We start from the raw sequence: 25,215 nt of genomic DNA on the forward strand, positions 1-25,215 counted from the left end.
TTGAAGTAACCACGGATAAAAATTCACAAACAACGAAAATTCAACCCGCTTAGATTTTCCATAAAAATCCTCGCAACATCCCGGTTCACACATCCAGCACAAAAAATTATGCAAGGAATGCGCAGCGCGACTCGTCCAGCACCTGCACATCATCCAGCGATCGCAGCCGCATATTGCGTGCAGTCTTCTCAATACCCAGCTCAACATCTGAATCAATATCGATGATGTATGCCTCAAGCTCTTTGAGATGCATCCGGTTCGCTGCAACTGCCCGGTGATGACCGTCAATGAGGATCAGCTTTCCCCGTCGCCGAACTACGATCAGCGGCTCGGCAAGGCCTTTGGTGATCTCGTAACTTCTCCCGTCAAGCTCGTCCATATACACCTTTGACTGCGTCGGCATCAGCCGCTCAACCGGAATCATGCCGCGGGAAAGTTGCGGCTGTACGCCGTAGAGCGTCTTTAAGGTCTGAATGTAGTCAAAAACCTTCTCCGGCGTTACCTTTTCAATCTGCGACCGGATCACATCCGCATTGGTAATGATACCGATCAGCTTATTCTGATGATTGATGACCGGCAACTTCTGAATACAGAACCGGAACATCTTCCGCGCCACATCCGTCATTCCGCTGTCGGGATAGGTTTTCAGGAGTACCTTCTCCATCAGCATTGCAATCGAATCCGAAGCTGCGGCTCCCACAATATCCCGGGCTGCAATAAACCCGACAACACATCCCTCCTCATCCACCACCGGAAATCCGTCATGGGTTGTAGCACGGATCAGTCGGATGACATCCTTCACCGTGCCTGTTACCGGGACACTGAACACATGAATCGTCATGTAGTCGGAGACCACCTTCTTCTCTGTCGGAATTAATCCGGGATGCGTCGGCCCGACCAGCGAGTGCTCGGGACTGTCATCGATCTTCACATCCGCAAGCGTGTAGATGTTCATCGAATGCGCGGTTTTCTCAAGCCCGAGCTCAATATCTGCATCAATGGAGACCACGTACGCATCAAGACTGGGAATACCAAGCCTCTGTGCCGCAACCGCCCGGTGATGCCCGTCCACGAGAATCAGGCGTCCGCAGCACCGCACCGCAATCACCGGCTCGGCAAGATGCATCTTCAGCTCATACATCCTGCCCTCCAGTTCCTCCTGAAACACCAGAGACTGAGTCGGCTGGATATCACCAACCGGAATCGTTTCTCTTGAGAGCTTTGGATCAACACCATAGAGGGTATGCAGCGTACTCATAAAATTGAAAACTTTCTCCGGCGTCACCCGTTCAATCTGTGACCGGATTACATCCACATTCGAGACGATGCCGATAAGTGTGTTCTCATCATCAACGACCGGCAGTTTTTGAATGCCGGAGCGGAAAATTCTGCGGGCAACCTCAGTGATCGTCAGATTTGATGTTGCTTTGATCGGATGACGTGACATTCGCTGATCGACGGTCGTCAGCGGATGTTCTCCGATAATATCGCGTGCGGAGATGTAGCCGACCACTTTTCCCTGCCGCACCACCGGAAATCCATCATGATGGGTCGTGCGGATCAGATGAATTACATCACCAATGGTCTCGCCCGCATCAACGCTGATGACGTCGTGCGTCATGTAGTCCCGGACCTGCTTCTTCTCCATTGCTTGAGATAGTAATTCGTGGTGAAACAGCATCAATGCATCGAACAAAAAAAGTGGGGAGTATATTGGGGGTATGGATGGGGGATCGGAAGTGATATTCCTGCAGAACGGCTGGTTGAAGTGAGGTTTACTCAATATCGATGCTTGTTCCTTCCTCCGCTTTTTCCTTTTGCAGGGTGATTTCCATGACACCGTTCTTGAAGCTGGCCTTTGCCCCCTCCTGCGTGACTGCGGCAGGCAGGTGGATATTTCTCTGCATGCTGCCGACTTTACGCTCGCGCAGGTGGTAGGTGCCTTCTGTTCCCTCTTCCTCTGTGTGTGTGTGCTGTTCGGTTTTGATCATCAGGGTCTCAGGGTCAAGGAGCCTGACGGAAATATTCTCTTTTTCCACACCCGGGAGATCGGTTACGACAATGATCTCGCTCTCATTTTCGCAGAGGTCAACATGGAAATCGCTGCCGAACACGGAGTAGTTGCCGCTTTTTACTGCGGCAGGGAGAGTTGATGCACCGGACTGATTCATAAGGGAAGTTGCACGGGCTTCCATTTCGGCGAACAGCGAGTCAAGTTCGTTGCCAAGGGATGTAAAACTGAACTGATATGGTCTGATTGACATGATATTTTACCTCGTATACTATTGGTCACTCGCACGGAGCGGTTCATTGTGACTTACTAATAGTAAGTCACAATTGTATATAAATATTCTTTAATCTGCATTCTCAGGACAGCAACTACTTTATGAGGCATCCCTTCCCATACTATAGAGAAATGGCAGTACAGTCGAAGAGTAACGCGGGTGATAAACCCCGTCAGAAAAAAAATATTAATTGGACGCAGGTGGGCGTAGTCGCCTTTTGTGTTCTTCTTGTCGTAATGTGTATCATCTCGTTCAGTAATCTTGGCAATATTTTCAACCAGAACGGTGGAACCACGACATCCGGCACCCTTGTTGCCGGTGATCTTGCATACGTTGACTACACGATGTACATCGGCGACGTCCCCATGGTAACCTCCTCCCTTGATGTCTTCAACAACTCTCCGGCGGACCGTCTCCCGACATGGACGCAGACTCTTGGTCTTGTTGCAGGCCAGCAGATGGATGTTGTAAACGGAACCCCGTTACTGATCAACTCATCGTATGAGTATCCGTTCCGGATGCTGAATCAGGAGTACAACCAGATTGCCACCGGCGTCGTCGGCCTTGCGGTGGGCGAGTCAAGAACGGTAGAGTCCACAGGTTCCTTCTTCCAGACGACCTACACCAAAGATCAGGCAGAAGAGATGGGCATCGATTACGCCAACTGGACTGTCGGTACGATGGGACTCATGAACTTCCCGGTTGTAAACGAGACCAGCAATACCACAACGATGGCAATCCGCCCTGCTCTTGTTACCAACAAGACCGCTGATGAAATGGTTCTTCAGTACGGATACGATACTATCGAGATGAAAGTTGTTCAGGCGTACCGGACAAACGCCTAACAACTTTTTTTTGAAAATTTTGTAAAAAAAATAATTTATGACTTTTTGATCGCGTCGCGGTTGTGTTTGTAGGATTTTTCCTTCGGGTTAATCTTCATCGCCGTCCCGAATGCGGCGACTGCCTCATCCTTTCTTCCCAGATATGCACAGGCCGCACCTTTGATGCTCCAGACCTCGTCGTCTTCGGGGGTGATCAGCAGGACTTCTTCCGCAACTGCGAGTGCTTCGTCCCATTGTCCGATTCGCACGAGAAGATTTGCGAGCATTTTTGCGATGCGTTCATCCGTTGGTACTGCCTCTTTTCCACTGCGGAGAACTGCTTCCGCCTCATCCAATCTTCCCAGAGCCACAAGAGCATTTGCTTTGTTTGCAAAGGCTGCCGGGTTTGCCGGATCAATGGCAAGAGCCGCATCTGCTGCGGCAACCGCTCCCGCCGCATCTCCGGCGCGAATGAGATAACCCGCCTTGTTTGCATGGATCTGCGGTGCGTGGGGATTGATTGCAAGCGCGTCGCTTGCGGCAACCACCGCGTCAAGATATTTTCCGGTTTCAGCGAGCAGTCGTGCACGTTCTGCAAAGAATCGGTAATCGCCCGGAAACATCTCCGAGGATTTTGTGTAGCAGCCAAGTGCTGCGGTCTGCTGACCGATCTTTTCCAGCAACAGTCCGAGATTGTACCACACGTCCGGCACGTCCGGCCGGATCTTCAGTGACTCTTCGTAGCAGTAGATGGCACCTTTTGTGTCTCCTGTTTCGATGTGCGATGCAGCTTCCTTACACCAGAGCACGGGATCCGAAGGATTTTGGACCCGTGGATTTTTTACCATTATTTTTTCTCCCACCTGAGCAGCTGCGTAACACTTCCCAGCGTTCCGCCGCGACGGATCTCTTCTCTTACCCGGGTCTCGGTTTTGAAGACCTCAACCGCGCGGCGGGCAACCTCATAGGCCCGTTCTCGTGGAATGACAACGACACCTGACTGATCGCCGATTAGCCAGTCCCCGGGGCGCACGGTCTGTCCGCAGCAGGATATCTCAGGCCCAATTTCGCCGAATCCTTTCGGTTCTCCGGCATTCGGTTGTACTGCGGTTGCGAACACCGGGATATCCAGTGTCAGAATGTCGTCCCAGTCGCGAACCGCCCCATCAATGACAATTCCCGCAACCCCTCGGTTCATCGCCGAGCGGGTGGCGAGCTCTCCCCACGGAGCAATGTCGGTGCGCTTGTCGTTACTGATGACCAGAATGTCGCCCGGCATGCAGGAGTCGATCGCCTGTACCGGTTTGGACCAGTCACCGCCGAAGGTCTGCACGGTCACGGCGCGACCTATCATCTTGTGCGGAACATGGCGTTCAGCAAGTCCGGCCATTGTCCCTTTGCGGTAGAGGGCATCGGTGACGTTTGGTGCGGAGACGGTCTGGAGAAGTTCCCGGATCTGATCGTCAAGCGTTTTCTTTTCTGCGGGGACAGCCTTCGGGCTGTCAAGTGCTGCCCGGACGGCTGCGGTCGCCGCGGTAACATCCGCTGATTTGATGATCGTTCCGCCAACGATCACAATATCCGCACCGCGGGCTGCGGCAGCCGCTGCGGTCTCTGCATTCAGTCCTCCGGCAACCGCAATTTTTACCGGCAGTTTTCCAAGAGTGTCCAGCAGTGCGAGAGGATCTTTTCCGGTCATCTGCTGATCGATTCCCACATGGGCGTTGATGATCTGTACGCCGAGTGCAGCCAGCTCCTCTGCCCGGACGGCAGGGTCACGGACGCTCATCATGTCGGCCATGATCTGAACGCCGTAGAGTGCTGCTCCCCGCAGAGCGTCGGCAATGACGGCGTCGTCGGCTGCGGCAAGCACGCAGACAACGTTTGCCCCGGCTTTTGCTGCCATTTCCACTTCAATTGCTCCGGTATCGGAGGTCTTCAGATCGGCCACAAGCGTTAGGGAGGGGAAAAGGTCCCGCATCCGGCGGACACTTTCCATTCCCTCGCTTTTCACCAGAGGAGTTCCTATCTCTATCCAGTCGGCACCGCCGGCAACTGCCTCCCCGGCGATTTTTTCTGCGCGGGAAAGTTCCGTAAGGTCGAGTGCGACCTGCAAAACCGGTCTGACCATGTCAACTAGTTTGGTGAAGCGAGGTGATAAGGTTGGTGATGCGGCGGATTTTTACTTCTCCTTCTCCCGCGCAATCCGTTCATACACGCTGCACGCCTCCTCTGTGAGAGCATATCTTTTGGATTTCCCGTCAGACGTCTCGGCAAGAATCCGGTCATCGGCAAACCAGGAAAGATACCACTGAATCGTCATGCCAGTTACCTGCATCAGTGCCGCGAGTTCGTTTTTGGTGGCGTTCGGATGCGTATAATGTGTCTGGAAAAAGAGAAACAGTTTTTCCCGGAGGATCAGCGAGAAGATGCAGTACTCAACCGAACCCGGTTCCTGTCTGCTGGTGTAGTAGCGGATATTTCCGTGGTAGGGAAAAGAGTAAATGATGTACTTTCCGTTCCAGCCGCTGAAGCTGATAACTTAATCGAACCCCGTGAAATCTGTAATCCGTCCACGTTCTCCTGTTTGGCACAGCCGGGATGTGCATCAACGTAGACGTAGATTCTGGCAATGATCGGTATTCTGACCGCAGTTGCCGCAGGAAGAAAAAATAGGGTTACTGCTGCTGATCGTGCAGGATGGGAAGTCCCGCACGCAGCCAGGTGTTTATACCTCCCTCAAGAATATAGACCCGGGTGAATCCGAGTTTCTCCATCAGCTGACCGGTTCGCAGGCCGCGGATTCCTGACTGACAGTAGATCAGATACGTATCGTTTCTTGCGAGAGCGTGAATTGTTTCTGAGAAGTCCGGGGAGCGAAAATCAATGAAACGGGCACCTGTAAGGTATCCGTACTCATTGATCTCCGGTTTTGTCCGAACGTCTACGATAGTTATTCTTCCCGCATCGTTCAGCTGCTTTGCACCGGCGGCGTCAACGATTTGCGGAGGCTGTACTGTTGTGTTTTCTGGTTTGGTTGTCATTCTTTACTGGTACTTCTCAGAATAGACCAGCTTTTCCAGCGGAATCTTTTCTGCGAGTGTGATGCCGCCGACGTCGGGAACTCCTGCGGCGACGATGGAGATGAGTGTGTAGGTCTCCGGTACGTTTGCCAGCTCACGAACCGCATCTGTGTAGGGCATCTGGTTTCCTGCGATCCAGCATCCGCCATACCCGTAGGCGTGCAGGGCAAGGAGCAGGTTTTCGGTGGCAGCACAACAGTCTTCGACGGTGAACTTCCAGTCAGCCTCGCCGAAGACGAGGATCCCTACTGCTGCACCTTCGATAAACTTTCCGTTGGGTGCAAGTTCTGCGATCTTTTTCAGGGTCTCTTTGTTTTTGATAACGACAAAGATCCACGGCTGCTTGTTTCTGCCGGTCGGTGCCTTGGATGCACACTCCAGAGCTTTTCTGATAAACTCCTGGGGGATCTCCTCTTCCTTGAATTTACGGACACTGTGGCGCGACTGGATGACGGTAATACCGAAGTTTGCTATCCCTGGATTTCTCACATTCATATTTACTCCTTATGCAGGAGAAGTAAAGAGCCTTTCTGAACTGACAATCATCGCACATTCTGACGGGTGCAGACGCCACTGCGTCTGCACTCCTTAAAATAATTAGATCCAGCCGGTCAGAAACTGCCAGAGGTTTGACAGACCGGTCGTGAGAATCTGGGTCATCATATCCAGGTCCACACCGAGAAGCGGGGTTAAGAACACGAAGAAACACACTGTCGCAAGTGAACTCCCGATGTTCGCCACTGCCGCAACAATCAGAATACGGAACAGCGGAATCGAGAGCATTTCCCTGATAGAATCTGCCTTTGAGATTGCCTTCAGGTCTCCTGAGGTTGGCGGCCGCATCTTCGCCTCAACGATTGCCGCAAACCAGCCCGCTGCAAGGAACGGATTCAGGGAAGTCATCCAGGCAAGGGCTGCGGCAACTGCCACAGAGAATGGATGCCCGCGGACGAGAAGCGTCGCAACACCGGCGAACAGTGCGTGCAGAAGCACCCAGTAGATAATTGCCCAGATCAGAAGATCGGTTGCGCCGGAGAATGCAATCGCGATAAGGATCACCGCAAACATTGCGACGAACAGACCGCCGATGATCTTTCCCCAGGGATAGTGTTTCGGTTTTGCCAGAAGCTCTGCAAGCGGCGGAAGTGTTGACGGCTCTTCCCGGTACCGGTTGATTCCCGGTACATGTCCTGCACCGACAACCACCACTGCGCGCTCATAGGGGCTCTTCTCCAGATCGATCACACCATGGGCGAGGTAGGCATCACGTTCATCGATGAGTGCCTTTGCCCCGTTTGGTGAGAATTTGTGGAACTCTTCGAGTGCCATCTCAATAATGTCCGGGTTGGTCAGCTCATCGATCGAAACTTTGTCGATACCGCCTGCGGAGTCGTCATCCTCATCGTCTGCGGCAAACATCGACTGCATTAGTGCCCAGATGAGTTTGATCTTCTCCAGAATCTTCATCCCGCCCCAGAACCGGGCAAGTGTAATCCGGATATCGCGGTCGATGAGAACAAGCCGGATGCCTCGCTCCTCGGCGAGCCGGATGGCTTCCTTCATCTCTGCGCCCGGCTCAATCCCGACGTTCATACCGATTTTTCTCTGGACGTAGGCCAAAATCCACTGTACCAGCATCAGCGTGAAGTTGCCTTTCAGCAGATCCTTTACCTCCGGCGACTCGTGCTTCTCGGGCGGAGGGACAATGCCGTTTGCTGCATCCTCGGCCTCTTTCATCTGCTGCTTCAGTGCGGCAAACCGTCCTGGATCCAGCTCAATGGCGATAACATCGGGGTTGATGGTGTCCACTGCTTCACGAACTTCGTCGATACTTTTCTGCGAAACGTGGGCAGTTCCGACAATATGTATTTCTGTCATGATTTTTTTGGCGGTATGGAATATTCGTGTGCTCCGCTGCTGTCAAACACAATGGTTGACCCTGTGATTATACTATGTTTTTGATACTGTTTTTCGGTTTTTTCCAGCTCGGTATTCTCGGCATCCCGCCTTCTCAGAAGGTCTTCCGTGATCTGCCCGGCATCGTTGGTTGTGCCGCAGGTCTCACAACCGGGACATTCGGAGATGATGAGATCCTCTCCGTCAAGCATAAACGGATATGTCCGGCAGATGTGCGGGCGGCTGCGATATACCCGGCAGCGGTTGTTTTTGAGAAAAATGCAGTTACCGTCCTCACCTCTTTGGAGCACCCAGCCGAAGGTAAAGGTAAACCCGTCCTGCCGAATCCATTCAGGATACGGCTCGACGATCTCATCCATACTCATACCGGTTGCCTCTGCGAGAACTTCGATCTCCGGCGGCGAGACCATGACCTCATTGTCGGCCCCGCTGCAGCACGCTCCGCAGAGCAGGCAGGTAAATCCTGCTTCGCGTACCTTGTCCTTTATCCCGTCTGTGTCATTCATCGTGTTTATTCGTAGGCGTCGATGTGGTTCCTGATTGCGGTCTTGATCTGTTCGGGCGTGTAGCCGAGAAGACTTGCCAGAAACATTGCGCCTCCTGCACCTGACCCTTCTTTGATTTCGCCTTCTGCATACCGGGCAAGCCCTGCATGCCCGAGTGTGTCAAACTCTGGATCAACGTAGTATGCGTCACATCCGATTGCCGCTGCGGTTTCCCGGAATGTGGCGGTCGTATCATTATAGACGTAAGAGGTGGTGACAATATCCGGTACAGTGTTTCCGAGCGCCCGGATAACTGCTGCGGCCGCAAGCATCTGGGTTCCTCCGGCGAGGAAGAGTTTACCAGAGTAACCTTCGGCGATGCCTGCAGCGACCGGAATCATCGGATCACCGATCATTGCAACAATGCCAAGTGGATCGGCAGTGCCGGCATCCGCAACACGGGCAAGTGCTTCTTTTGCTATCTGTTCCTTCTGCGTCACCGGATTATCTACCAGACAACTGCTGACCTTTGCCGCATACCCGAGCGCGCGCAGGACACAGAGAGCTGTTGTTGTTCCACCCGGCAGACACTCCCCAAGGATCAGCATGTCACTGGTCTGGGAGAGATACTCACCGACCTTTACCCCTCGTTCATAGAGTTTCCGTGCCTCGGGAACGGCGTTCCCGTTTCGGGGATCTCCACCGGTTTTCCCGCCAAGATTCATGTACGGAACGGTGATCTCCGACTCAATTCCTGCTGCAATCATCAGGGGGTGCATGCCGATGAGGTCCATCATCGCAAGCGTAAGGACAGCCGGTGTCGGGCAGCCGGTTGGTGTGTTCGGTGTGATTCCCTCAAGGGACAGTTCTCCGTTGATGATCAGTTCTGCGTCCAGCGGCGGGACCAGCAGACTCTTTTCCGGACTTTCTCCGGCTCCGGATACTCCGGGAATCGTGGATACAAGACTGTTTGCAAGGATAAGGGCAAACATTGGGGCTTCAGGTTCAAAGTCTGCTCGTGCTGACACAAAAGACATGGTTCTATATCTATTTGGACTGACAAGGAATAATAGATATGAAGTCGGTCCGCGCCCTGTTGCAGTTTACCACCATCCTCCCTTTAGGTGAACCTGCGGACTTTGGTAGGTTCGCTCAGCGCAGCTGGCTCTATCCCCTTGCCGGATACGTCACCGGCGGGGTTGCCGCACTTCCGGGCCTTGCTGCCTGGTACTTCGGGTACACCAACTCGCTCGTGATAGCCGCTCTCACGCTCGCCCTTGTGATTTTCATCACGGGCGCGAACCATTTTGACGGTCTGCTGGATCTCGGCGACGGACTCATGGCGCACGGCAGTCGCGGGAAACGGATTGCGGCAATGACCGATCAGACGACCGGGGCGGGTGCACTTGCTCTGGGTATGATGATTGTTCTGATAACCTTCGCAGGTTTCGCTTCACTGCCGCCACTGTGGATTGCAGCGGCGGTGCTGTGCGGCGAAGTCTTCGGTAAAATGGTGATGGGTCTCTTCTCGGCTCTGGGAAAACCGTTCCACGAAGGAATTCAGAGTTATATTTACGAACATTCGAAGCGGCGGTTTGCCGCATACACGGTATTTCTTGCTCTTCCGCTTTTTTTCCTGCCGGAAAAAATAGTTGTGACCGCAGGACTTGCTGCGGCATTTCTGGTATTTGGTGTCCTGTGGCATCTCGCGCGCAGATGTTTCGGTGGTGTCAACGGTGATGTTACCGGCGCGGGAAATGAAATTACCCGTGCTGCCGTGGCAGTTATGTTTGCTCTTCTGCTGACGTGATTATCGTCTGCGCGACAGCGTTGTAAACCCGCACCCGGCATCATCGTCACACTCGATATCGGTTGCGTTTGCATCCTCAATGACGGTATTAAAGAGCATCATACCCTCCATGAGCTGCTGATCCATTGGTAGGCCGCCTTTAGATCCGCGGAGCGCCTGCGCGTACGGATTTGGTGTTACGCGGCGGTTTACCCGGATGCCTGCACAGTGCGCGCAGAAAACACAGCTGCTGTGAACAGATACTTCCTTGTCCTGACACATAACGGTTGCTTTTCCATTTGGTTTCCTCGTAAGCGGCAACGTCTTCATAACTCAAAATACTACTTCAAATCCGTATTAGTCTATCGATATCTTGTTTCCCGGTCTGCGGGACCTTTTGTCCCGGTCCACAGATTATTTTATATGGTTCCACATCGAATCTGTTATACTCGTATTGAGACAGGTAACGTGCCCCGCACGATACCTATCAATGAGTCAAAGTGGAGATAAATTACTATGGCAGCAGAAAAGCCCCACATGAACCTTGCCGTTATCGGTCACATTGACCACGGGAAGTCCACCACTGTCGGTCGCATTCTTTTTGAGACCGGTGTCGTACAGCAGCACATTCTTGACGCATACAAGAAAGAAGCAGAATCCAAGGGTAAGGGAACCTTCGAGTTCGCCTGGGTAATGGACTCCCTCAAGGAAGAGCGTGAGAGAGGTATCACCATCGATATCGCCCACAAGAAATTCGAGACTCCGAAGTACTCTTTTACCGTTGTGGACTGCCCAGGTCACCGTGACTTCGTCAAGAACATGATCACCGGTGCATCCCAGGCTGATGCGGCAATCATCGTCGTGTCCGGAACTGAAGGCCCGATGGAGCAGACCAAGGAACACGTTTTCCTGTCCAAGACTCTTGGTATCAACCAGATCATCGTTGCAGTCAACAAGATGGACGCTGTTAACTACTCCGAGGAGAAGTACAACGAAGCAAAGGAAAAGATGTCCAAGCTCATTGCATCCGTTGGATTCAAGCCGGCCGAGACTCCGTTCATCCCAATCAGCGCATTTGTCGGTGACAACATCAAGTCATCATCCGCAAATACCCCGTGGTACAAGGGCCCGACCCTTCTTGCAGCACTTGACGACTTCAAGCAGCCTGATATGCCGACCGACAAGCCACTCAGACTTCCGATTCAGGATGTGTACACCATCTCCGGTATTGGAACTGTTCCGGTAGGACGTGTCGAAACCGGTGTCATGAAGAAAGGAATGAAAGTCTCCTTCATGCCGGCAAACGTTGAGGGTGAGGTTAAATCCATTGAGATGCACCACGAGGAAATCCCGCAGGCACTGCCGGGTGACAACGTTGGTTTCAACGTCCGTGGTATCGCAAAGAACGACGTCCGCCGCGGCGATGTCTGTGGTCCGGTTGAGAACCCGCCGACCGTTGCAGAGGAGTTCCAGGCACAGATCGTTGTCCTGCAGCACCCGTCCGTTCTTTCCGTCGGATACACTCCGGTGTTCCACTGCCACACTTCCCAGACTGCCTGTATGTTTATCTCCCTTGACAAGAAGCTTGACCCGCGTTCCGGACAGGTTAAGGAAGAGAACCCGGCATTCCTCAAGGCCGGCGATGCAGCAATCTGCACCATCCAGCCGACCCGCCCGCTCGTTATCGAGAAGGCAAAGGAACTCCCGCAGCTCGGACGTTTCGCAGTCCGTGATATGGGTATGACCGTTGCAGCAGGTCTTGTTCTGAACGTCAAAGCAAAGCAGATGAGATAATCTCATCTATCACGAATTTTTTGTGGTGATTGACAATGCAGAAAGCCAGAATACGCCTTACTGGGACGGATTATGAAAAAGTGGAAACGGTTTGCACCCGTATCCGAGAGATTGCAGAGCGTACCGGTGTAAATCTGGCAGGACCCATCCCGTTGCCGACCAAGCGTCTTATCGTTCCGATCCGGAAGAGTCCGGATGGAGAAGGTACCGCAACGTGGGATCGCTGGCAGATGCGCGTTCACAAACGCCTCATCGACCTTGATGCCGATGAGCGTGCGCTCAGACAGCTGATGCGTATCCAGGTTCCAAAGGATATCAGCATCGAGATTGTTCTGGAGAACTAATCCGAGGTGAGGGCTTATGCCCGCCCCAACCTTTTTGTCACACATTCAAAGTCGTGTTCGTGTTGAGCACGTGTTTTTCGCTATTCTGATTGTTGCTCTTATTCTGAGATTTGCGTTTTTGGATCTCAAACTGTTTCATCATGACGAAGCGATTCATGCATGGTTTTCCTATCAACTGCTGACGCAGGGGACCTATATCTATGATCCTGTGTATCACGGCCCGTTTCTGTATTATGTTACCGCAGGAATGTTTGCGCTGTTCGGTGATTCGGATCTGGTAGGCCGTATTCTCCCGTGCATATTCGGGACTGCGCTCATTCCGCTGGTGTACTGTCTGTACCGGATGGGATACCTTTCCGGAAAAACTGCGATCATCGCGGGAATTTTTGTCGCAATCGCCCCGGAGATGATTTACTTCTCGCGGTTCCTGCGCAATGATGTCTTTGTGGTGTTCTTCTCACTGCTGATTGTGGTGGCGTTCCTTGCGTGGATTCAGAAAGGAAAGTGGTATTATCTGCTTCTTGCAGGTATTGCTGCGGCACTTGGCATGTGTTCCAAAGAGAATATGCCGATTATTTTAGTGACGTTCGGCCTGTTCTTCCTGTATCTTGTGTGGAGCAGAAAGATCACACTTCCCGAGCGCTGGCTGCGGGATGTGATTCTCGCAGTTGCAGTATTTTTCGGAGTCATATTTCTGTTCTATTCATCATTTGGCGCACACCCGGAGGTTATTTTCACTGCCGGACCGTCAGCGATTGAACACTGGCTGAATATGCACAATCAGCAGCGTATTGGTGGTCCGCCGTACTACTATCTGCTCCTGTTCGTGCTGTATGAGCTGCCGGTTCTTCTCTTCGCGATCGCGGGCGTGATACTGTATCTGCGTCGTCCGTGCGGAAAAAAGCAGGTGACGACAGAAGAGATTCTTCCGGAAATTTCGGATGCGGAGTTCTTTGAGAGCGACGGGGAGACTGTCTCCGGACCGGCACCTCCGGTGCCTGTGCCGGAAAAGAAGAACCCGATTCGAGATCTGTTCCGTCGTCCGGAACCACCGGTTGCCCTGAATCGTCAGGAGGAGTTTATCCGGTTTGCGATCTACTGGACAATCATGGCCTGTCTTACGTATGCGTACATCGGCGAGAAGGTTCCGTGGCTCTCGCTGCACCAGCTGGTACCGATGATCTTCGTTGCGGCGTACGCGTTGTCGTTTGCAGGAAAGTACACAAAACCGCTGATGGTTCTTGCATGTGCGTTCCTGCTGGTGGTCACGTTCCATGTAGCATATACTCCCGCAGACATTGCGGAACCGATCGTGCAGGTGCAGAACTCCGAAGATCTTGTGGAACTGATGGCGGCGATTGATGCTTCCGAAAAAGTTGCGATCTCGTCTGATCAGGGATGGCCGTTTACGTGGTACTATCGCGGCGACGGCTGGGATAAGATAAGTTACTACGGCAGAAAGATATCCCAGGATAGTGTTCTTGCGGGAGACTTTGATATCATCATGACGCACGATGATGATAGTTATGAGAGTCTCCCGGGATATGAGAAGAAGACGATCCGGTTAAGCTACTGGATTGATGGTGCTGCAACCGGAAACGATCCCGGCTGGTTCTGGTATTATGTGACGCGGGACGGAAAGATCGGCAGCATCAATACTGATGTGTTTACGAAAAATTCCTCAGCCTGATCTCTCCAACACTTTATTTTTGTACATTATCTGGATTAATCATAGTAATCTGAGTCTATTTCGTTTACATCATGCAAAACTATATCTGCCAGTAACTCGTTACTGTTGATCATGGAGGGCATTGGTCATCATACGTACATTTATGATGACCACCTGCGGTTCAGATGAATATTGATTTCCATTATTACGGGACATATCTTGCGGCAAGACTCGCAGGGTATACAAAACAGGATGCCGAAACGATCGCGTATGCGGCACAGTATGTGGATGAATCCAGTAAAGACATGATTGTTCCTGAATCTTCCGGCCTGATGCAGGTACCAACAGTTGAGACACTGGAAGAATCAATGAAATATGGCAAAGACCCGCGTCCCTGGACTCGCGAACAGTTGAGTTACATCCGCAGAACATGGATGTGCTTTCATTTCCTTCCGGGAAATATCTCCGTCTCAATGCCCTATCAGGGGAAAAAATCTTCCACTGGATTTGTTGATTCCTGGTCGTATGATGCATTTGAAGAGCAGAACTTCAAGTTTATGTGTCTTCCAAATAGCGAACTTGTTGTCAGAATGATTCAGGATATTCAGCTGAATCATCGGGATGCCGGATATGCTTTGCAGATGATAGGTCTGCGCATGCATGTTATGGCAGATACCTGGGCTCATATGTATTTTGCCGGGAGACCGGCATGGTATGTGAATGATGTCGAGGGGAAGGTTGAGGAGTATGATGGAGATGGATGGCATCCTCTTACATTCATATATACGGCTGATGATAATGTGGAAAAACGTTTGTACTCCTGTACTCCAACTATGCCCCGTTATAGTGCAATCGCATATCACGGCCACGGAAGAATGGGACATCTTCCGGATTACGGATTCATGCGTTACCGGTACTCCCCCCAATGGAGAAGCAGTGCTTCTGCATCAGAAAAAATTCTGGAAAAAGATAATCCGGAGGTATTTCTGCATGCTTTTCAGCAGATGGTCTATGCCCTGAAATGCATCAGGGAGGATACCAACAAATTCCAAGCAGGCGTATATGATTCAGCTCTTACCGAGGAACTCCGCCGGGTGTTTCAGTCGCGTACCCTAGATCAGTCACAACAATGGATTGCACTTATTAAATCCCATCTTGGTACTACTGAAGTTCCGAAAGACTTCCAAAAAAATGCATGGAAAGATGAGTTCATTCGTTCCGGTAAAAGCGGCAGTACCCCATACTACTACTTCGCTATATCGGCAAACCGCCATTATGAATTTGTTGACCATTATCTGACGGAGAAGGGTTTACCATTGTACGAGATGGAAAAGGGCAGTGAAGAAGTCGGGGCATTTGGTGATTATGCAGTATTCTGCCGGAAATCCCGTGTGAGCAAAATACGTGTGCGAACCGGGAGCATCGTTGATGCCGTGCAGGTTGTGTATGATGATGAGTATCAATCGGATTGGCACGGAAATGCCTGGGGAGGAGAAGTGCAGGAATTTAATCTGAATCCCGGAGAATATATTTCCGCGATAGACGGCGCGATTGTTTCCTACACCGGTGCATATCCGACTCCTGCAAAGAGCGTCTCATATCTTCGGTTTACCACATCAACCGGCAGAACATTCCTTTGCGGCAACCCCCGGTCCGGTCCGGTTCTCAAATCGTTATCGTATCTTGCGGGATCGAATATGAAAATATTTACTATCTCCGGCCAGTATGTCCGCAGATATCTTAATTCAACACCAAAAAAAGGAAATACAGTTGTCTACCTCAATGATCTCGCATTCGAGGGAGCGTCTGGAAGTTGAGTGTTTTCCTATCCCGCTCTCGTTGAACAAACACTGTACTATTCTTTTTTTTTGTTTATTTCCCTTAGAGTTCAGCCAAAACTTAGTTACCTCCGTCACACTAATAATAGCGTACAGATACCGGGGATCTACTTGTATGAAAACGGGCGATACAACCTCTGAACTCAACACCTTACGTTCGCGTCTTCTCGATCTCACGCTGCGCAACAATCTCCTCAACTATAAACCATCCAATACCCGCAGTATTGAGATCAACGGGGAACTTCCCGCCGCCGTGTATCACAGTCTGGTCATCGGCGAAAAGGGACTGAAGTTTTATCCGGCAGGCAAGAAAGCCGATGCCCCTCTGGAAGAGAGACACCTTTGGAAATATCCTGCCTTCGCAAAACCTACTGCAAAACAGCAGGATCTCATCCTGAAAACACCCTACGATGATATCAGTCTTCGCCAGCGGCTGTACTCGCTCTCCAACAAATCCCGTACCGTCTTTGAAGAACAGGGCTATCCTGTCCTTTATCTGGCTCTCGGATTTGTCAGCTGGTCGGAAGCCGAACATCCCGAAAAACTCTACAAAGCCCCCCTCCTTTTAATTCCGGTCGAACTCATCCGTCAGAAGGTCAAGGACAATTATGTCCTCAAATGGACCGGCGATGACCCTATGACTTCCCTGTCCCTGTCAGCGAAACTTGCTGAACAGGGGATTACGATCCCTGAGTTCGTTATGCCCGAGACCGCCGACGGCCTCACTGAGTACGCCGCATCCGTCGATGCCGCCGTCCGCGGGAAGGGATGGGAGTACTGTCCGGACATCGCTCTTGATCTCTTCAGTTTCCGCAAGTTTGTGATGTTCAAGGATCTCGATCCCGAATCCTGGGACGAAAACTTCTCGCCTGAAACGCACCCCCTTATCGCCGAACTCTTTCATCCGGGAACAACATCTGCTGCGGGGGCAGGCGATACATTCCCGGAAAATGAGATCGATGTCCGGCTTCCGTCCGAAAGATCCTACAACATCATGGACGCCGACTCCTCGCAGGTTGCCGTTATCGAAGAGGCAAAGTCCGGGAAAAACCTCGTCGTCGAAGGTCCGCCCGGTACCGGCAAATCCCAGACCATCGCCAACATGATTGCAGAGATGCTGGTCAGCGGCAAAACCGTTCTTTTCGTCTCGGAAAAGATGGCCGCACTTGAAGTGGTCAAGCGGCGTCTGGACACCGCGGGTCTTTCCCGGTTCTGTCTTGAACTCCACAGTCAGAAGGCAAAGAAGGGAGAGGTCATCCGTGAACTTGAGCGAAGCATCCAGCATCCGGGCAGCAGCTCTGCATCCCCGGACAGTATCCATCTGCAGATCGACTCTCTCCGTGGAGAGCTTGACGGTTACTGCCGTGAGCTTGCCGCCCCTATTGGGGCCTGTGCCTTCACTCCGTATGATCTTTTCGGCATTCGCGAACAGTACCGTTACGAGTTTGAGGACAGCCCCGAAGGACCGGGACGCAGAATCCCGCGGGTCGTTATTCCTTCGGCAAAAGAAATAACGCCGGACCAGTACAAAGACGCAATTGCAGCCCTCCATGACATCGAAGCCCTGCTGCCCTCGCTCATGCCGACCGGCAGACCGCTCAGCCAGCACCCCTGGGCAGGCTGTGTTCCGGGTCTCGTTCTCCCACAGGATCGCGATGAGATTCTCGAACTGGTTGAGAGCTACCGCATAGCAATCGAAAAACTTCTCTCGGCCATGCGGCGGCTCTCTGATCTTACCGGCGTTCCTGTTCCCCGTGAGGAGACCGGTGTCTCCCGCATGGTGGAGTCCTGCCGTCTCCTGACAAATGACTTCGCTGCAGATGCCGGAGCGCTCACAAATCCTCTCTGGGACAAACAGTCCGAGGTCACCAGACTGATCTCCGGCATGCAGAAACTTGCCGATCACCGCGCCCGCATTCTTGCATCCTTTACTCCGGAAATATTTTCACGCAACCCGAACCGGCTCTACTCCGCGTTCCGCGAGGTCGCCGGAAAAGGCACAATTGCAAAAATATTCTCCTCTGCTTACAAAGAAATCAGGGCGGAAATCTCCTCCTACTATCGTGGCGCCGTCCCGCCGGACGCACAGATTCTTACCGACCTGCTTGATGCCCGCGACTATCTCACTGAACGCGATGCATGGATGCAGGACGAGATGCTCTATGCCTCCGCGTTTGCGCCGGTCTGGAACGGCGAGGAGACCGACCCTGCCGCACTCGCAAGGTATGCCGAGTGGATATCTGCCATCCGGCTCATGATAAAGGAAGGGCTTGCAACCTCTCACACACTGGAACTTCTCGGTGCCGGTTCCATCACCACGACCGCGGTCGTTCCGCTCTTCGCCGAAGTGGAAGCGGCGGGTATCGTCCACAGTGAAGCCCGCGCGAAACTCTTCGCCCGCATCGGCATCTCCGAGATGGAAGACCCGACGTTTGCCGAGCAGCGCAAACGCTGCGACCTCTGGTCCTCGGACATTGACGGTGTTGTTCTCTGGAGCAAACTTCTGACCTACACCGATGTTCTTGGGAAAACAGTCGCGGCCCCGCTTCTGGAACTCCTCTTCTCCGACAAACTCGGTCCCGGCGAACTTGTCCCGAGTTTCCTTACCGGCTATGCCGACTCCCTGCTTCGTGAAGCCATTGCCGAGCGCCCGCTCCTTGCGCGTTTCTCCCAGATTCCGCACGAACAAAAAATTGCAGCCTTCGCCTCCTGTGATCGCGGCGCCATTGCAGAGAACTGTAAACGTATCGCAAAAATTCTCGAAGAAAAAATTCCGGAACTGTACTCAGGGGCCTCCCGTGACTCCGAGATGGGAGTTCTCACCGGTGAGTTCAACAGAAAGCGCGGTCACATGTCCATTCGCATGCTCATGAGCAAAGCGGGCTGGCTGATTCAGCAGATCAAACCCTGTTTCATGATGAGTCCGTTGTCTGTTGCCCAGTATCTCGATCCCCGTTCCGTGCAGTTTGATGTCATCATCTTTGACGAGGCAAGTCAGGTCAGACCGGAGGATGCACTTGGCGCACTCATGCGCGGACACCAGCTTGTTGTCATGGGCGACTCCCGCCAGCTTCCGCCAACCACCTTCTTCGATCAGATCGCATCCGCCGATGACGAGGATGAAGGTGAGTCGGTTGCAAGCATCACCGACATGGAAAGCCTTCTCAATGTCTGCAAACAGTCGTACGAAACAAAACGTCTGCGCTGGCACTACCGCTCACGGCACGAGTCCCTGATCGCTGTGTCCAATCAGGAGTTCTACGACGGCAACCTCATGGTCTTCCCCTCGCCAATGCACGAGACGCCTGACCTCGGCCTTTCTTTTGTCCATCTGCCGGACACCGTGTACGAACGCGGCAAGGCGGGTATCAACCGCGGCGAGGCGCAGGCTGTGGCCGCGGCGGTCATTGAGTACTACCGCAGGTTCCCGGACAAAACACTCGGGGTTGCCACCTTCTCCACCCGCCAGCAGGAAGCCATCCGCCATGAGGTTGAACTTCTGCTGCGCGACAACCCGGACGTTGAGTCCCTGATGCGGCCGGAGAACGGGGAGAACTTCTTTGTCAAGAATCTGGAAACCGTACAGGGAGATGAGCGCGATACGATGCTCATCAGTATCGGTTACGGGTTTGATGAGAACCACAAGCTGAGTAAGAATTTTGGTCCTCTCAATCAGGACGGCGGTGAGCGGCGGCTGAACGTTTTAATTACCCGCGCCCGTGAACGCTGTGTGGTCTTTGCCAACTTCCGGGGATCCGATCTGGCCGTTGAACCCGGTTCTTCCTCCGGCATCTCTGCACTTGCCACCTTCCTGACCTATGCTGCGGACCGCAGTTCTCCTCTTGATGCAAGCGGTGATGCCCCCGACGACGTGGCCGGACTGTTCGGCGACACCATCGCGCGGCTGCTGGAGGACAACGGCTATAGTGTTGCGAAAAATGTCGGATGTGCCGGGTTCCGGATCGACATTGCCGTGGAAAACCCCAGAGAACCGGGAGTGTACCTTGCCGGAATTCTCTGCGACGGCCCGTACTACTGGTCGTCCGAGGTTGCCCGCGACCGTGACCGGCTTCGGACACAGGTTCTTGAAGGGCTTGGGTGGAACCTCATCCGTATCTGGGCAACCGAGTGGTACCAGCATCCGGCATCCTGCACCAAGATGCTGCTTGATGCGGTTGAGGCCGCAAAGAAAATCACGAAGAAAAAGTCTGCTGCAAAAGTAAAACCTGCAGCAAAAACTTCCGCAAAGAAACCGCCAGTGGAAAAACCTGTGGAAGAGCCTGCTGTCGTGGTCGCCCCGACGACCTCCACCGCTGTCAGTCTCCGGCTTGTTCCCTACATCTGTTGTGAGGAATGCTCCCTTGGCAGCTATCATCAGTTTGCCTCTGTCCCTGATTCTGTCCTCGGTACGGCGATCGTGCAGATTGTCTCCGTCGAAGGGCCGGTTTCTGCCGCCGTTCTCACGGCCCGGGTCAAAGAACTTGGCCGCGTACCCCGCATGACTGCAGCCGTCCGCGACCGTATTGCTTCGGTAGCCGCCGCGGAAGTTGCCGAAGGACGACTTGCCGCAGATCCGGAAGGTTTCCTTACCGTTCCCGAGTGTGTCATCTCACCGCGGGAGCGGCCTGCCAAGTGGTCTCCCGCGGACGTATCTCTTGCCGAGATTGCCGCCGCGGCCGTTTCCGTCCTGGAAAAACAGTTCTCTACCCCGCGTGACGATCTGATCCGCCAGACAGCCATTGTCCTCGGGTTCAAAGCAACTGCTGCGGTCAAAGACCGGGTTGCCTCCGGCATTGATGCCGCGATTGCCGACGGTCGTATTCTTCTGGATGGCAAACTCTGCAAAGCTGCCTGAACGGGTTCATCCCTACACTTTTTTCTGATACCACGTCACAAGTATATACTACTTCTTTCGGGGCAGTCCTATGTCTGAGGCAGTATCCGCAGTAATCACATCCGCACCCTACCTTCTGGAAGGAATGGGCGTAACCCTTGCACTGGTAGCAATATCGCTCCTGATCGGGTTTCTCTGCGGCATTGCCCTTACACTCGGACAGGTGTACGGCCCGCGTTTTGTCAAACGTCTGGTAGATATTTACGTCTGGTTCTTCCGCGGCCTGCCGAATATCGTTCTTCTGTTTCTGTTCTACTTCGCGCTCTTTCCGATGACCGGTTTTGATGTGCCGGCATTTGCGGTTGCGGTTGTTGTGCTCGGTCTCAGAAGTGCCGCATACCAGTCCCAGATATTCCGTGGCGCCATTGAATCCATTGCTGATGGTCAGATGCTTGCTGCACGTTCTCTTGGCATGACCAGATGGCAGAGTATCAGAACTGTGATTCTTCCCCAGGCTCTCCGGCTTTCCCTGCCCGGCTGGGCGAACGAGTATCCGGTTCTCCTGACGGACTCTGCTGTTGCCTATGTGATAGGCGTTGCAGAACTTCTTACCAGAACCGCTCAGGTCATCAGCAAAACCGGTGAGCCGATGGTGTTGTACCTTACCTGTGCGGTCATCTTCATCCTCCTCAACTACGGCGGTATGATGCTTATCCAGCGGGTGGAAAAGAAAGTCCGGATCCCCGGGTTCGGCAACAATGAGGTGACAGATACATGAGTGACACTCCTATTCTCCGGGTCGAAAACCTTTCCAAATCCTATGGTGATCTGGAGGTTCTCAGGTCGGTATCGTTTGATGTCTATAAAGGCGAGACCAAGGCGTTCATCGGCCCGTCCGGAACAGGAAAGAGTACGCTTCTGCGCTGTATCAACCAGCTGACCGTTCCGGATGACGGTCATGTGTATCTTAACGGCGAGGAGATCACCCACTCCGGTTCAAAGATCAACGAATACCGTCAGAAGATGGGCATGGTCTTTCAGAACTTCAATCTGTTCGATCATCTGACCGCCGTTCGCAACGTAGAGATAGCACTTCTCAAAGTCAAGAAGATGGACAAGGCCGCGGCGCGTAAGAAAGCCATGTTTGAACTGGAACGTGTCGGCATGGCCGACCGTGCCGACTATTATCCGGCCCAGCTTTCCGGTGGGCAGGCACAGCGCGTGTCCATTGCCCGGGCGCTTGCCATGGACCCGGATGTCATGCTGTTTGACGAACCGACCTCGGCTCTCGATCCGGAACTGAAGCGTGAGGTGCTTGAGGTCATGCGAAAACTTGCCGCTGACGGCATGACGATGCTGATCGTAACGCATGAGATGCACTTTGCCACCTCGTTTGCCAGTGAGATCCTGTTTATGGAGAAGGGCGAGATTGTTGAGCGCGGCAGTCCTGCCGATATTCCTGCCAGTCCGTCGTTTGAACGCACCCGTGCCTTTATGGGAACCTACGAAGAGTAGTCATGGACGCAGCGACGAATCTTACCACCAATGCGACTGCGCTGTCCGGGATAACGGATTTTCTGAGTGAAACCTGGGCACACATTCTCGCAGAGATTCCGTTCTGGCAGGATATTCTTTTGCCTGCACTGTGGGATGGTCTTATCGTCACGCTTCAGCTGGTGGCACTTACTGCCCCGTTCGGTTTTCTTCTTGGTCTTCTGGTTGCTGTTGCCCGCGTGTACGGAGTCCGGCCGGTTCGCTGGGCAGCGCAGTTGTATGTGATATTTTTCCGCGGATGTCCGCTTTTGCTGCTGCTGTTTATTCTCTACTTTGGTCTGCCGTCGGTTGGGATTGTTCTGGGTTCGTTCCTGTCGGCACTGATAGGATTTATTCTCTGTAATTCGGCCTATAACTCCGAGTACCTCCGCGGTGCGCTTCAGTCCGTGAAAGGCGGCCAGATGACCGCAGCCCAGGCTCTCGGCATGACGAAACTTCAGGCAGTCCGCTATATTGTTATCCCGCAGGCACTCCGAAAAGCGCTTCCCGGTGTCTCAAATGAGTTCATTTACCTGATCAAATACTCGTCACTGGCCTACGTGGTAACAGTAATTGAGCTGACGGGTGCTGCGAAAATTATTGCAAGCAAATATTTTGCCTACTTCGAGGCGTTTGCGGCGGTCGGCGTGTTTTATCTGGTGATTGTAACCATCGCAACGCTTTCAATCAACCGGCTGGAGAAGAAATACGCAATTCCCGGGACGGGTGCCGGGAAGGGGACATAATACGGTTTAAGTATCTTCGTCCCCTAATAGAAACTACATGTCATTTAGTGTTGATGTGATTGATAAACTTGCAGCGCTTGTTACTGCTGCGTTCGGTCTCGTTGCCGCACTTGCGTGGAACTCTGCCATTCAGGCTGTCTTCAAGGAGGTTTTTGGTGATCAGAGCAGTATTCCTGCAATGCTTGGCTATGCGGTTTTTGTGACGGTGATTGCCGTTATCTTTACCCTGTGGATAGGTTTTGTTTCCAACAAGGCGAAGGGAAAGATCGAGCCGGAGAAAAAGGAGTAGTCCTATTCTCCCTGTTTTTGGAATAACATTTATTATCGGGTATTTTCATATCAATATTCAGCGCGTAACAACGCGTTGTTGTTTGAATGGAACTTCTTTACGCTATTGTTGTAATCATAGGGTTGTTCATTTTTGAGTCGATCGCAAGTATCGATAATGCGATCATCAATGCTGATATTTTAGCCACTATGAAAGAAAAGGCCCGGCGGTGGTTCCTTGTATGGGGTATCCTTCTGTCGGTGTTTCTGGTTCGCGGTGTTCTGCCGTGGATAATTTTGTGGGCGGCGAATCCGTCTCTCGGGCCGGTTGGTGCGCTCACGGTAACGTTTACCGATGATGATCTGGCAATGTCCGCGATGGAGAGTACTGCTCCCTATCTGCTGATGTTTGGCGGTGTTTTTATGCTGTTCTTATTCTGCCACTGGTTGTTTGCCGAGAAGAAGGACTGCATTATGCCGGGAGAGCGGTTCCTGACAAAGCAGGCGCCGTGGTTCTATGCGGTTGTTGCGATTCTTCTGCTGGTACTCGTCTGGGCAACGCTGGAAGCGGATCCGGTTCTCGCGTTTGCCGCGGTCGCGGGTTCGACCCTGTTCTTCCTAGTGCAGGGTTTCCGGTTGTCGGCGGATCAGAAGTCGGCGGAGCTTGGTCACAGTGAAAAGTCCGATGCGGCAAAGCTGATGCTTCTCCTGGTAATCGACAGTACGTTTTCGATTGACGGGGTTATCGGCGCGTTTGCATTTACGTTTTCGGTGCCGCTGATCTTTATCGGATGCGGTCTTGGTGCGATTGTGGTGCGCGAGCTGACCATCAAGTACATCGATACGATCAAGCGCTACATTTATCTGAAGAACGGTGCGATGTACTCGGTTCTGACGCTGAGTCTGATCATGGTCGCGGAAGGTTTCGGTGTTCATACACCTACCTGGCTTGCGCCGGTTGCGATGGTTGTGATCGTTTCGGTGTTTCTTTACATCTCGGCACTTCGCATCCGTCGCGGGAAGGGTCCGGTCTGTCCGGTTCCCTTCCAATAATTTCCTTCTAACACAATCTTTTTTTTGTCTGCTCCCGAAGAGTCAGATATGCGAGTGTACTGTGCTCAGATTGCCCAGGTGTGGAATGATCCTGCTATCGCGTTTACGCGGGCTGAGGAGGCTGCTTTGCATGCGGTGGGTGAGGGTGCGGATCTGGTACTGTTTTCCGAGCAGTATGCGACCGGCTGGCGTTCTTCTGCTGATGTCGGGTTGCCCGGGTTTTCCGGTGCAGAGGTGAAGGCGCGGTGGTGTTCGCTTGCGAAGGAACACCGGGTTGCGGTTGCGGGGTCGTATGCGCGTGAGGTGCCGAGCATGCTTCCGCAGAATGTGATGCTGGTTGCAGGTCCGGATGGTAATGTTCTTGCGGAGTATGCGAAGATGCATCTGTTTACGCCGGGCGGGGAGGACCTGCGCTACTCTGCCGGAACGGAGCCGGTCTGTTTTTCGTACGGGGGTGTGAAGTTCGGATGCGCGATCTGTTTTGATCTGCGGTTTCCTGAGTTGTTCCGCGCGTATCTGCATGCGGGATGTGCGTGTGTTCTGGTGCAGGCTGCGTGGCCTGCGGCGCGCGTTGCGGACTGGGAGCTTCTGCTGCGCGCCCGTGCGCTGGAGAACCGGGGGTTTGTTGCGGGTTGCGGATGTCTGGGGTATGATTCCGGTTGTGGTGTTGATTATTCGGGCCGGAGTCTGGTGTGCGATTATGAGGGACGCATTGTTGCGGATGCGGGGGTGTTCGAGGGGGGATGTTGCGCGG

Annotated in this window: 24 protein-coding genes; 13 read left to right on the forward strand and 11 right to left on the reverse strand. The window is 52.9% G+C overall.

Going from position 1 to position 25,215, the window contains the following annotated elements:
- Nucleotides 1–106: 106 nt before the first annotated feature.
- Together O0S10_RS10515 and O0S10_RS08095 are read right to left on the reverse strand one after the other, a co-directional pair.
- The gene (locus O0S10_RS10515; RefSeq protein WP_338148564.1) at nucleotides 107–1,648 is read right to left on the reverse strand and encodes a CBS domain-containing protein; all 1,542 of its coding nucleotides are present in this window, start codon (nucleotides 1,646–1,648) and stop codon (nucleotides 107–109) included.
- Between the two features lie 127 nt (nucleotides 1,649–1,775).
- Nucleotides 1,776–2,264, reverse strand: a complete 489-nt coding sequence (locus O0S10_RS08095; protein ID WP_268925371.1) for an Hsp20/alpha crystallin family protein — start codon at nucleotides 2,262–2,264, stop codon at nucleotides 1,776–1,778.
- 152 nt (nucleotides 2,265–2,416) lie between these two features.
- On the opposite strand from O0S10_RS08095, the gene O0S10_RS08100 reads away from it, so the two are divergent.
- Nucleotides 2,417–3,130, forward strand: a complete 714-nt coding sequence (locus O0S10_RS08100) for a hypothetical protein (RefSeq protein WP_268925372.1) — start codon at nucleotides 2,417–2,419, stop codon at nucleotides 3,128–3,130.
- Nucleotides 3,131–3,165: 35 nt separating this feature from the next.
- Here O0S10_RS08100 and O0S10_RS08105 read toward each other — a convergent pair whose 3' ends face one another.
- The 8 genes from O0S10_RS08105 to cobT form a co-directional block, all read right to left on the reverse strand.
- Nucleotides 3,166–3,957, reverse strand: coding sequence for a tetratricopeptide repeat protein (locus tag O0S10_RS08105; RefSeq protein ID WP_268925373.1), 792 nt, complete (start codon nucleotides 3,955–3,957; stop codon nucleotides 3,166–3,168).
- Nucleotides 3,957–5,240 (reverse strand): orotidine 5'-phosphate decarboxylase / HUMPS family protein, encoded by a 1,284-nt coding sequence (locus tag O0S10_RS08110; protein WP_268925374.1) that lies wholly within the window; start codon nucleotides 5,238–5,240, stop codon nucleotides 3,957–3,959. The genes O0S10_RS08105 and O0S10_RS08110 overlap by 1 nt, the downstream gene beginning before the upstream one ends.
- A gap of 51 nt (nucleotides 5,241–5,291) precedes the next feature.
- Nucleotides 5,292–5,432: a hypothetical protein gene (locus O0S10_RS08115; RefSeq protein WP_268925375.1), complete on the reverse strand. Its 141-nt coding sequence runs from the start codon at nucleotides 5,430–5,432 to the stop codon at nucleotides 5,292–5,294.
- A 355-nt stretch (nucleotides 5,433–5,787) separates the two neighbouring features.
- Nucleotides 5,788–6,153, reverse strand: a complete 366-nt coding sequence (locus O0S10_RS08120; protein ID WP_268925376.1) for a rhodanese-like domain-containing protein — start codon at nucleotides 6,151–6,153, stop codon at nucleotides 5,788–5,790.
- A gap of 3 nt (nucleotides 6,154–6,156) precedes the next feature.
- Nucleotides 6,157–6,687 carry a nitroreductase family protein gene (locus tag O0S10_RS08125; RefSeq protein WP_268925377.1) on the reverse strand — a complete coding sequence of 177 codons (531 nt, stop codon included), beginning with the start codon at nucleotides 6,685–6,687 and terminating at the stop codon, nucleotides 6,157–6,159.
- Between the two features lie 102 nt (nucleotides 6,688–6,789).
- Nucleotides 6,790–8,070 (reverse strand): TraB/GumN family protein, encoded by a 1,281-nt coding sequence (locus tag O0S10_RS08130; RefSeq protein WP_268925378.1) that lies wholly within the window; start codon nucleotides 8,068–8,070, stop codon nucleotides 6,790–6,792.
- A complete protein-coding gene (locus O0S10_RS08135; RefSeq protein ID WP_268925379.1) occupies nucleotides 8,067–8,615 on the reverse strand; it encodes a YkgJ family cysteine cluster protein in 549 nt (182 codons plus the stop codon). The genes O0S10_RS08130 and O0S10_RS08135 overlap by 4 nt, the downstream gene beginning before the upstream one ends.
- Nucleotides 8,616–8,620: 5 nt before the next feature.
- On the reverse strand, nucleotides 8,621–9,631 hold the full coding sequence (gene cobT, locus O0S10_RS08140) for a nicotinate mononucleotide-dependent phosphoribosyltransferase CobT (RefSeq protein ID WP_268925380.1): 1,011 nt from the start codon (nucleotides 9,629–9,631) through the stop codon (nucleotides 8,621–8,623).
- 38 nt (nucleotides 9,632–9,669) lie between these two features.
- Between cobT and cobS the strand changes: the two genes are divergently transcribed.
- The gene (cobS, locus tag O0S10_RS08145) at nucleotides 9,670–10,404 is read left to right on the forward strand and encodes an adenosylcobinamide-GDP ribazoletransferase (RefSeq protein WP_268925381.1); all 735 of its coding nucleotides are present in this window, start codon (nucleotides 9,670–9,672) and stop codon (nucleotides 10,402–10,404) included.
- Here cobS and O0S10_RS08150 read toward each other — a convergent pair whose 3' ends face one another.
- On the reverse strand, nucleotides 10,405–10,713 hold the full coding sequence (locus O0S10_RS08150) for a hypothetical protein (protein ID WP_268925382.1): 309 nt from the start codon (nucleotides 10,711–10,713) through the stop codon (nucleotides 10,405–10,407).
- 186 nt (nucleotides 10,714–10,899) lie between these two features.
- Here O0S10_RS08150 and tuf point away from each other — a divergent pair, with 186 nt between their 5' ends.
- The 11 genes from tuf to O0S10_RS08205 form a co-directional block, all read left to right on the forward strand.
- A complete protein-coding gene (gene tuf / locus O0S10_RS08155) occupies nucleotides 10,900–12,177 on the forward strand; it encodes a translation elongation factor EF-1 subunit alpha (protein WP_268925383.1) in 1,278 nt (425 codons plus the stop codon).
- A gap of 35 nt (nucleotides 12,178–12,212) precedes the next feature.
- On the forward strand, nucleotides 12,213–12,521 hold the full coding sequence (gene rpsJ, locus O0S10_RS08160; protein ID WP_268922324.1) for a 30S ribosomal protein S10: 309 nt from the start codon (nucleotides 12,213–12,215) through the stop codon (nucleotides 12,519–12,521).
- Nucleotides 12,522–12,639: 118 nt separating this feature from the next.
- Nucleotides 12,640–14,211, forward strand: coding sequence for a flippase activity-associated protein Agl23 (locus tag O0S10_RS08165; RefSeq protein WP_425438312.1), 1,572 nt, complete (start codon nucleotides 12,640–12,642; stop codon nucleotides 14,209–14,211).
- 164 nt (nucleotides 14,212–14,375) lie between these two features.
- The gene (locus tag O0S10_RS08170) at nucleotides 14,376–16,007 is read left to right on the forward strand and encodes a DUF6765 family protein (protein WP_268925385.1); all 1,632 of its coding nucleotides are present in this window, start codon (nucleotides 14,376–14,378) and stop codon (nucleotides 16,005–16,007) included.
- A 136-nt stretch (nucleotides 16,008–16,143) separates the two neighbouring features.
- Nucleotides 16,144–20,883 (forward strand): DUF3320 domain-containing protein, encoded by a 4,740-nt coding sequence (locus tag O0S10_RS08175; RefSeq protein WP_268925386.1) that lies wholly within the window; start codon nucleotides 16,144–16,146, stop codon nucleotides 20,881–20,883.
- Between the two features lie 70 nt (nucleotides 20,884–20,953).
- Nucleotides 20,954–21,640, forward strand: a complete 687-nt coding sequence (locus O0S10_RS08180) for an amino acid ABC transporter permease (protein ID WP_268925387.1) — start codon at nucleotides 20,954–20,956, stop codon at nucleotides 21,638–21,640.
- Complete coding sequence (locus tag O0S10_RS08185; protein WP_268925388.1) at nucleotides 21,637–22,377, forward strand: amino acid ABC transporter ATP-binding protein; 741 nt, start codon at nucleotides 21,637–21,639, stop codon at nucleotides 22,375–22,377. The genes O0S10_RS08180 and O0S10_RS08185 overlap by 4 nt, the downstream gene beginning before the upstream one ends.
- Before the next feature lie 2 nt (nucleotides 22,378–22,379).
- Nucleotides 22,380–23,141: an amino acid ABC transporter permease gene (locus O0S10_RS08190; RefSeq protein WP_268925389.1), complete on the forward strand. Its 762-nt coding sequence runs from the start codon at nucleotides 22,380–22,382 to the stop codon at nucleotides 23,139–23,141.
- A gap of 37 nt (nucleotides 23,142–23,178) precedes the next feature.
- Complete coding sequence (locus O0S10_RS08195; protein WP_268925390.1) at nucleotides 23,179–23,430, forward strand: DUF5654 family protein; 252 nt, start codon at nucleotides 23,179–23,181, stop codon at nucleotides 23,428–23,430.
- 86 nt (nucleotides 23,431–23,516) lie between these two features.
- The gene (locus O0S10_RS08200) at nucleotides 23,517–24,461 is read left to right on the forward strand and encodes a DUF475 domain-containing protein (protein WP_268925391.1); all 945 of its coding nucleotides are present in this window, start codon (nucleotides 23,517–23,519) and stop codon (nucleotides 24,459–24,461) included.
- A gap of 48 nt (nucleotides 24,462–24,509) precedes the next feature.
- On the forward strand, nucleotides 24,510–25,215 hold a 706-nt coding region (locus tag O0S10_RS08205), incomplete at its 3' end, for a nitrilase-related carbon-nitrogen hydrolase (RefSeq protein WP_268925392.1).

The organism is Methanocorpusculum petauri, assembly GCF_026891975.1.
GTDB lineage: Archaea > Halobacteriota > Methanomicrobia > Methanomicrobiales > Methanocorpusculaceae > Methanocorpusculum > Methanocorpusculum petauri.

Coding starts and splice junctions, on each gene's coding strand:
- tuf (WP_268925383.1), top strand. CDS start 10,900: ATGGCAGCAGAAAAGCCCCACATGAACCTTGCCGTTATCGGTCACATT.
- O0S10_RS08105 (WP_268925373.1), bottom strand. CDS start 3,957: ATGGTAAAAAATCCACGGGTCCAAAATCCTTCGGATCCCGTGCTCTGG.
- O0S10_RS08180 (WP_268925387.1), top strand. CDS start 20,954: ATGTCTGAGGCAGTATCCGCAGTAATCACATCCGCACCCTACCTTCTG.
- O0S10_RS08200 (WP_268925391.1), top strand. CDS start 23,517: ATGGAACTTCTTTACGCTATTGTTGTAATCATAGGGTTGTTCATTTTT.
- O0S10_RS08190 (WP_268925389.1), top strand. CDS start 22,380: ATGGACGCAGCGACGAATCTTACCACCAATGCGACTGCGCTGTCCGGG.
- O0S10_RS08170 (WP_268925385.1), top strand. CDS start 14,376: ATGAATATTGATTTCCATTATTACGGGACATATCTTGCGGCAAGACTC.
- cobT (WP_268925380.1), bottom strand. CDS start 9,631: ATGTCTTTTGTGTCAGCACGAGCAGACTTTGAACCTGAAGCCCCAATG.
- O0S10_RS08130 (WP_268925378.1), bottom strand. CDS start 8,070: ATGACAGAAATACATATTGTCGGAACTGCCCACGTTTCGCAGAAAAGT.
- O0S10_RS08095 (WP_268925371.1), bottom strand. CDS start 2,264: ATGTCAATCAGACCATATCAGTTCAGTTTTACATCCCTTGGCAACGAA.
- O0S10_RS08135 (WP_268925379.1), bottom strand. CDS start 8,615: ATGAATGACACAGACGGGATAAAGGACAAGGTACGCGAAGCAGGATTT.
- cobS (WP_268925381.1), top strand. CDS start 9,670: ATGAAGTCGGTCCGCGCCCTGTTGCAGTTTACCACCATCCTCCCTTTA.
- rpsJ (WP_268922324.1), top strand. CDS start 12,213: ATGCAGAAAGCCAGAATACGCCTTACTGGGACGGATTATGAAAAAGTG.
- O0S10_RS08195 (WP_268925390.1), top strand. CDS start 23,179: ATGTCATTTAGTGTTGATGTGATTGATAAACTTGCAGCGCTTGTTACT.
- O0S10_RS08175 (WP_268925386.1), top strand. CDS start 16,144: ATGAAAACGGGCGATACAACCTCTGAACTCAACACCTTACGTTCGCGT.
- O0S10_RS08185 (WP_268925388.1), top strand. CDS start 21,637: ATGAGTGACACTCCTATTCTCCGGGTCGAAAACCTTTCCAAATCCTAT.
- O0S10_RS08115 (WP_268925375.1), bottom strand. CDS start 5,432: ATGACGATTCAGTGGTATCTTTCCTGGTTTGCCGATGACCGGATTCTT.
- O0S10_RS08110 (WP_268925374.1), bottom strand. CDS start 5,240: ATGGTCAGACCGGTTTTGCAGGTCGCACTCGACCTTACGGAACTTTCC.
- O0S10_RS08100 (WP_268925372.1), top strand. CDS start 2,417: ATGGCAGTACAGTCGAAGAGTAACGCGGGTGATAAACCCCGTCAGAAA.
- O0S10_RS08125 (WP_268925377.1), bottom strand. CDS start 6,687: ATGAATGTGAGAAATCCAGGGATAGCAAACTTCGGTATTACCGTCATC.
- O0S10_RS10515 (WP_338148564.1), bottom strand. CDS start 1,648: ATGGAGAAGAAGCAGGTCCGGGACTACATGACGCACGACGTCATCAGC.
- O0S10_RS08120 (WP_268925376.1), bottom strand. CDS start 6,153: ATGACAACCAAACCAGAAAACACAACAGTACAGCCTCCGCAAATCGTT.
- O0S10_RS08150 (WP_268925382.1), bottom strand. CDS start 10,713: ATGAAGACGTTGCCGCTTACGAGGAAACCAAATGGAAAAGCAACCGTT.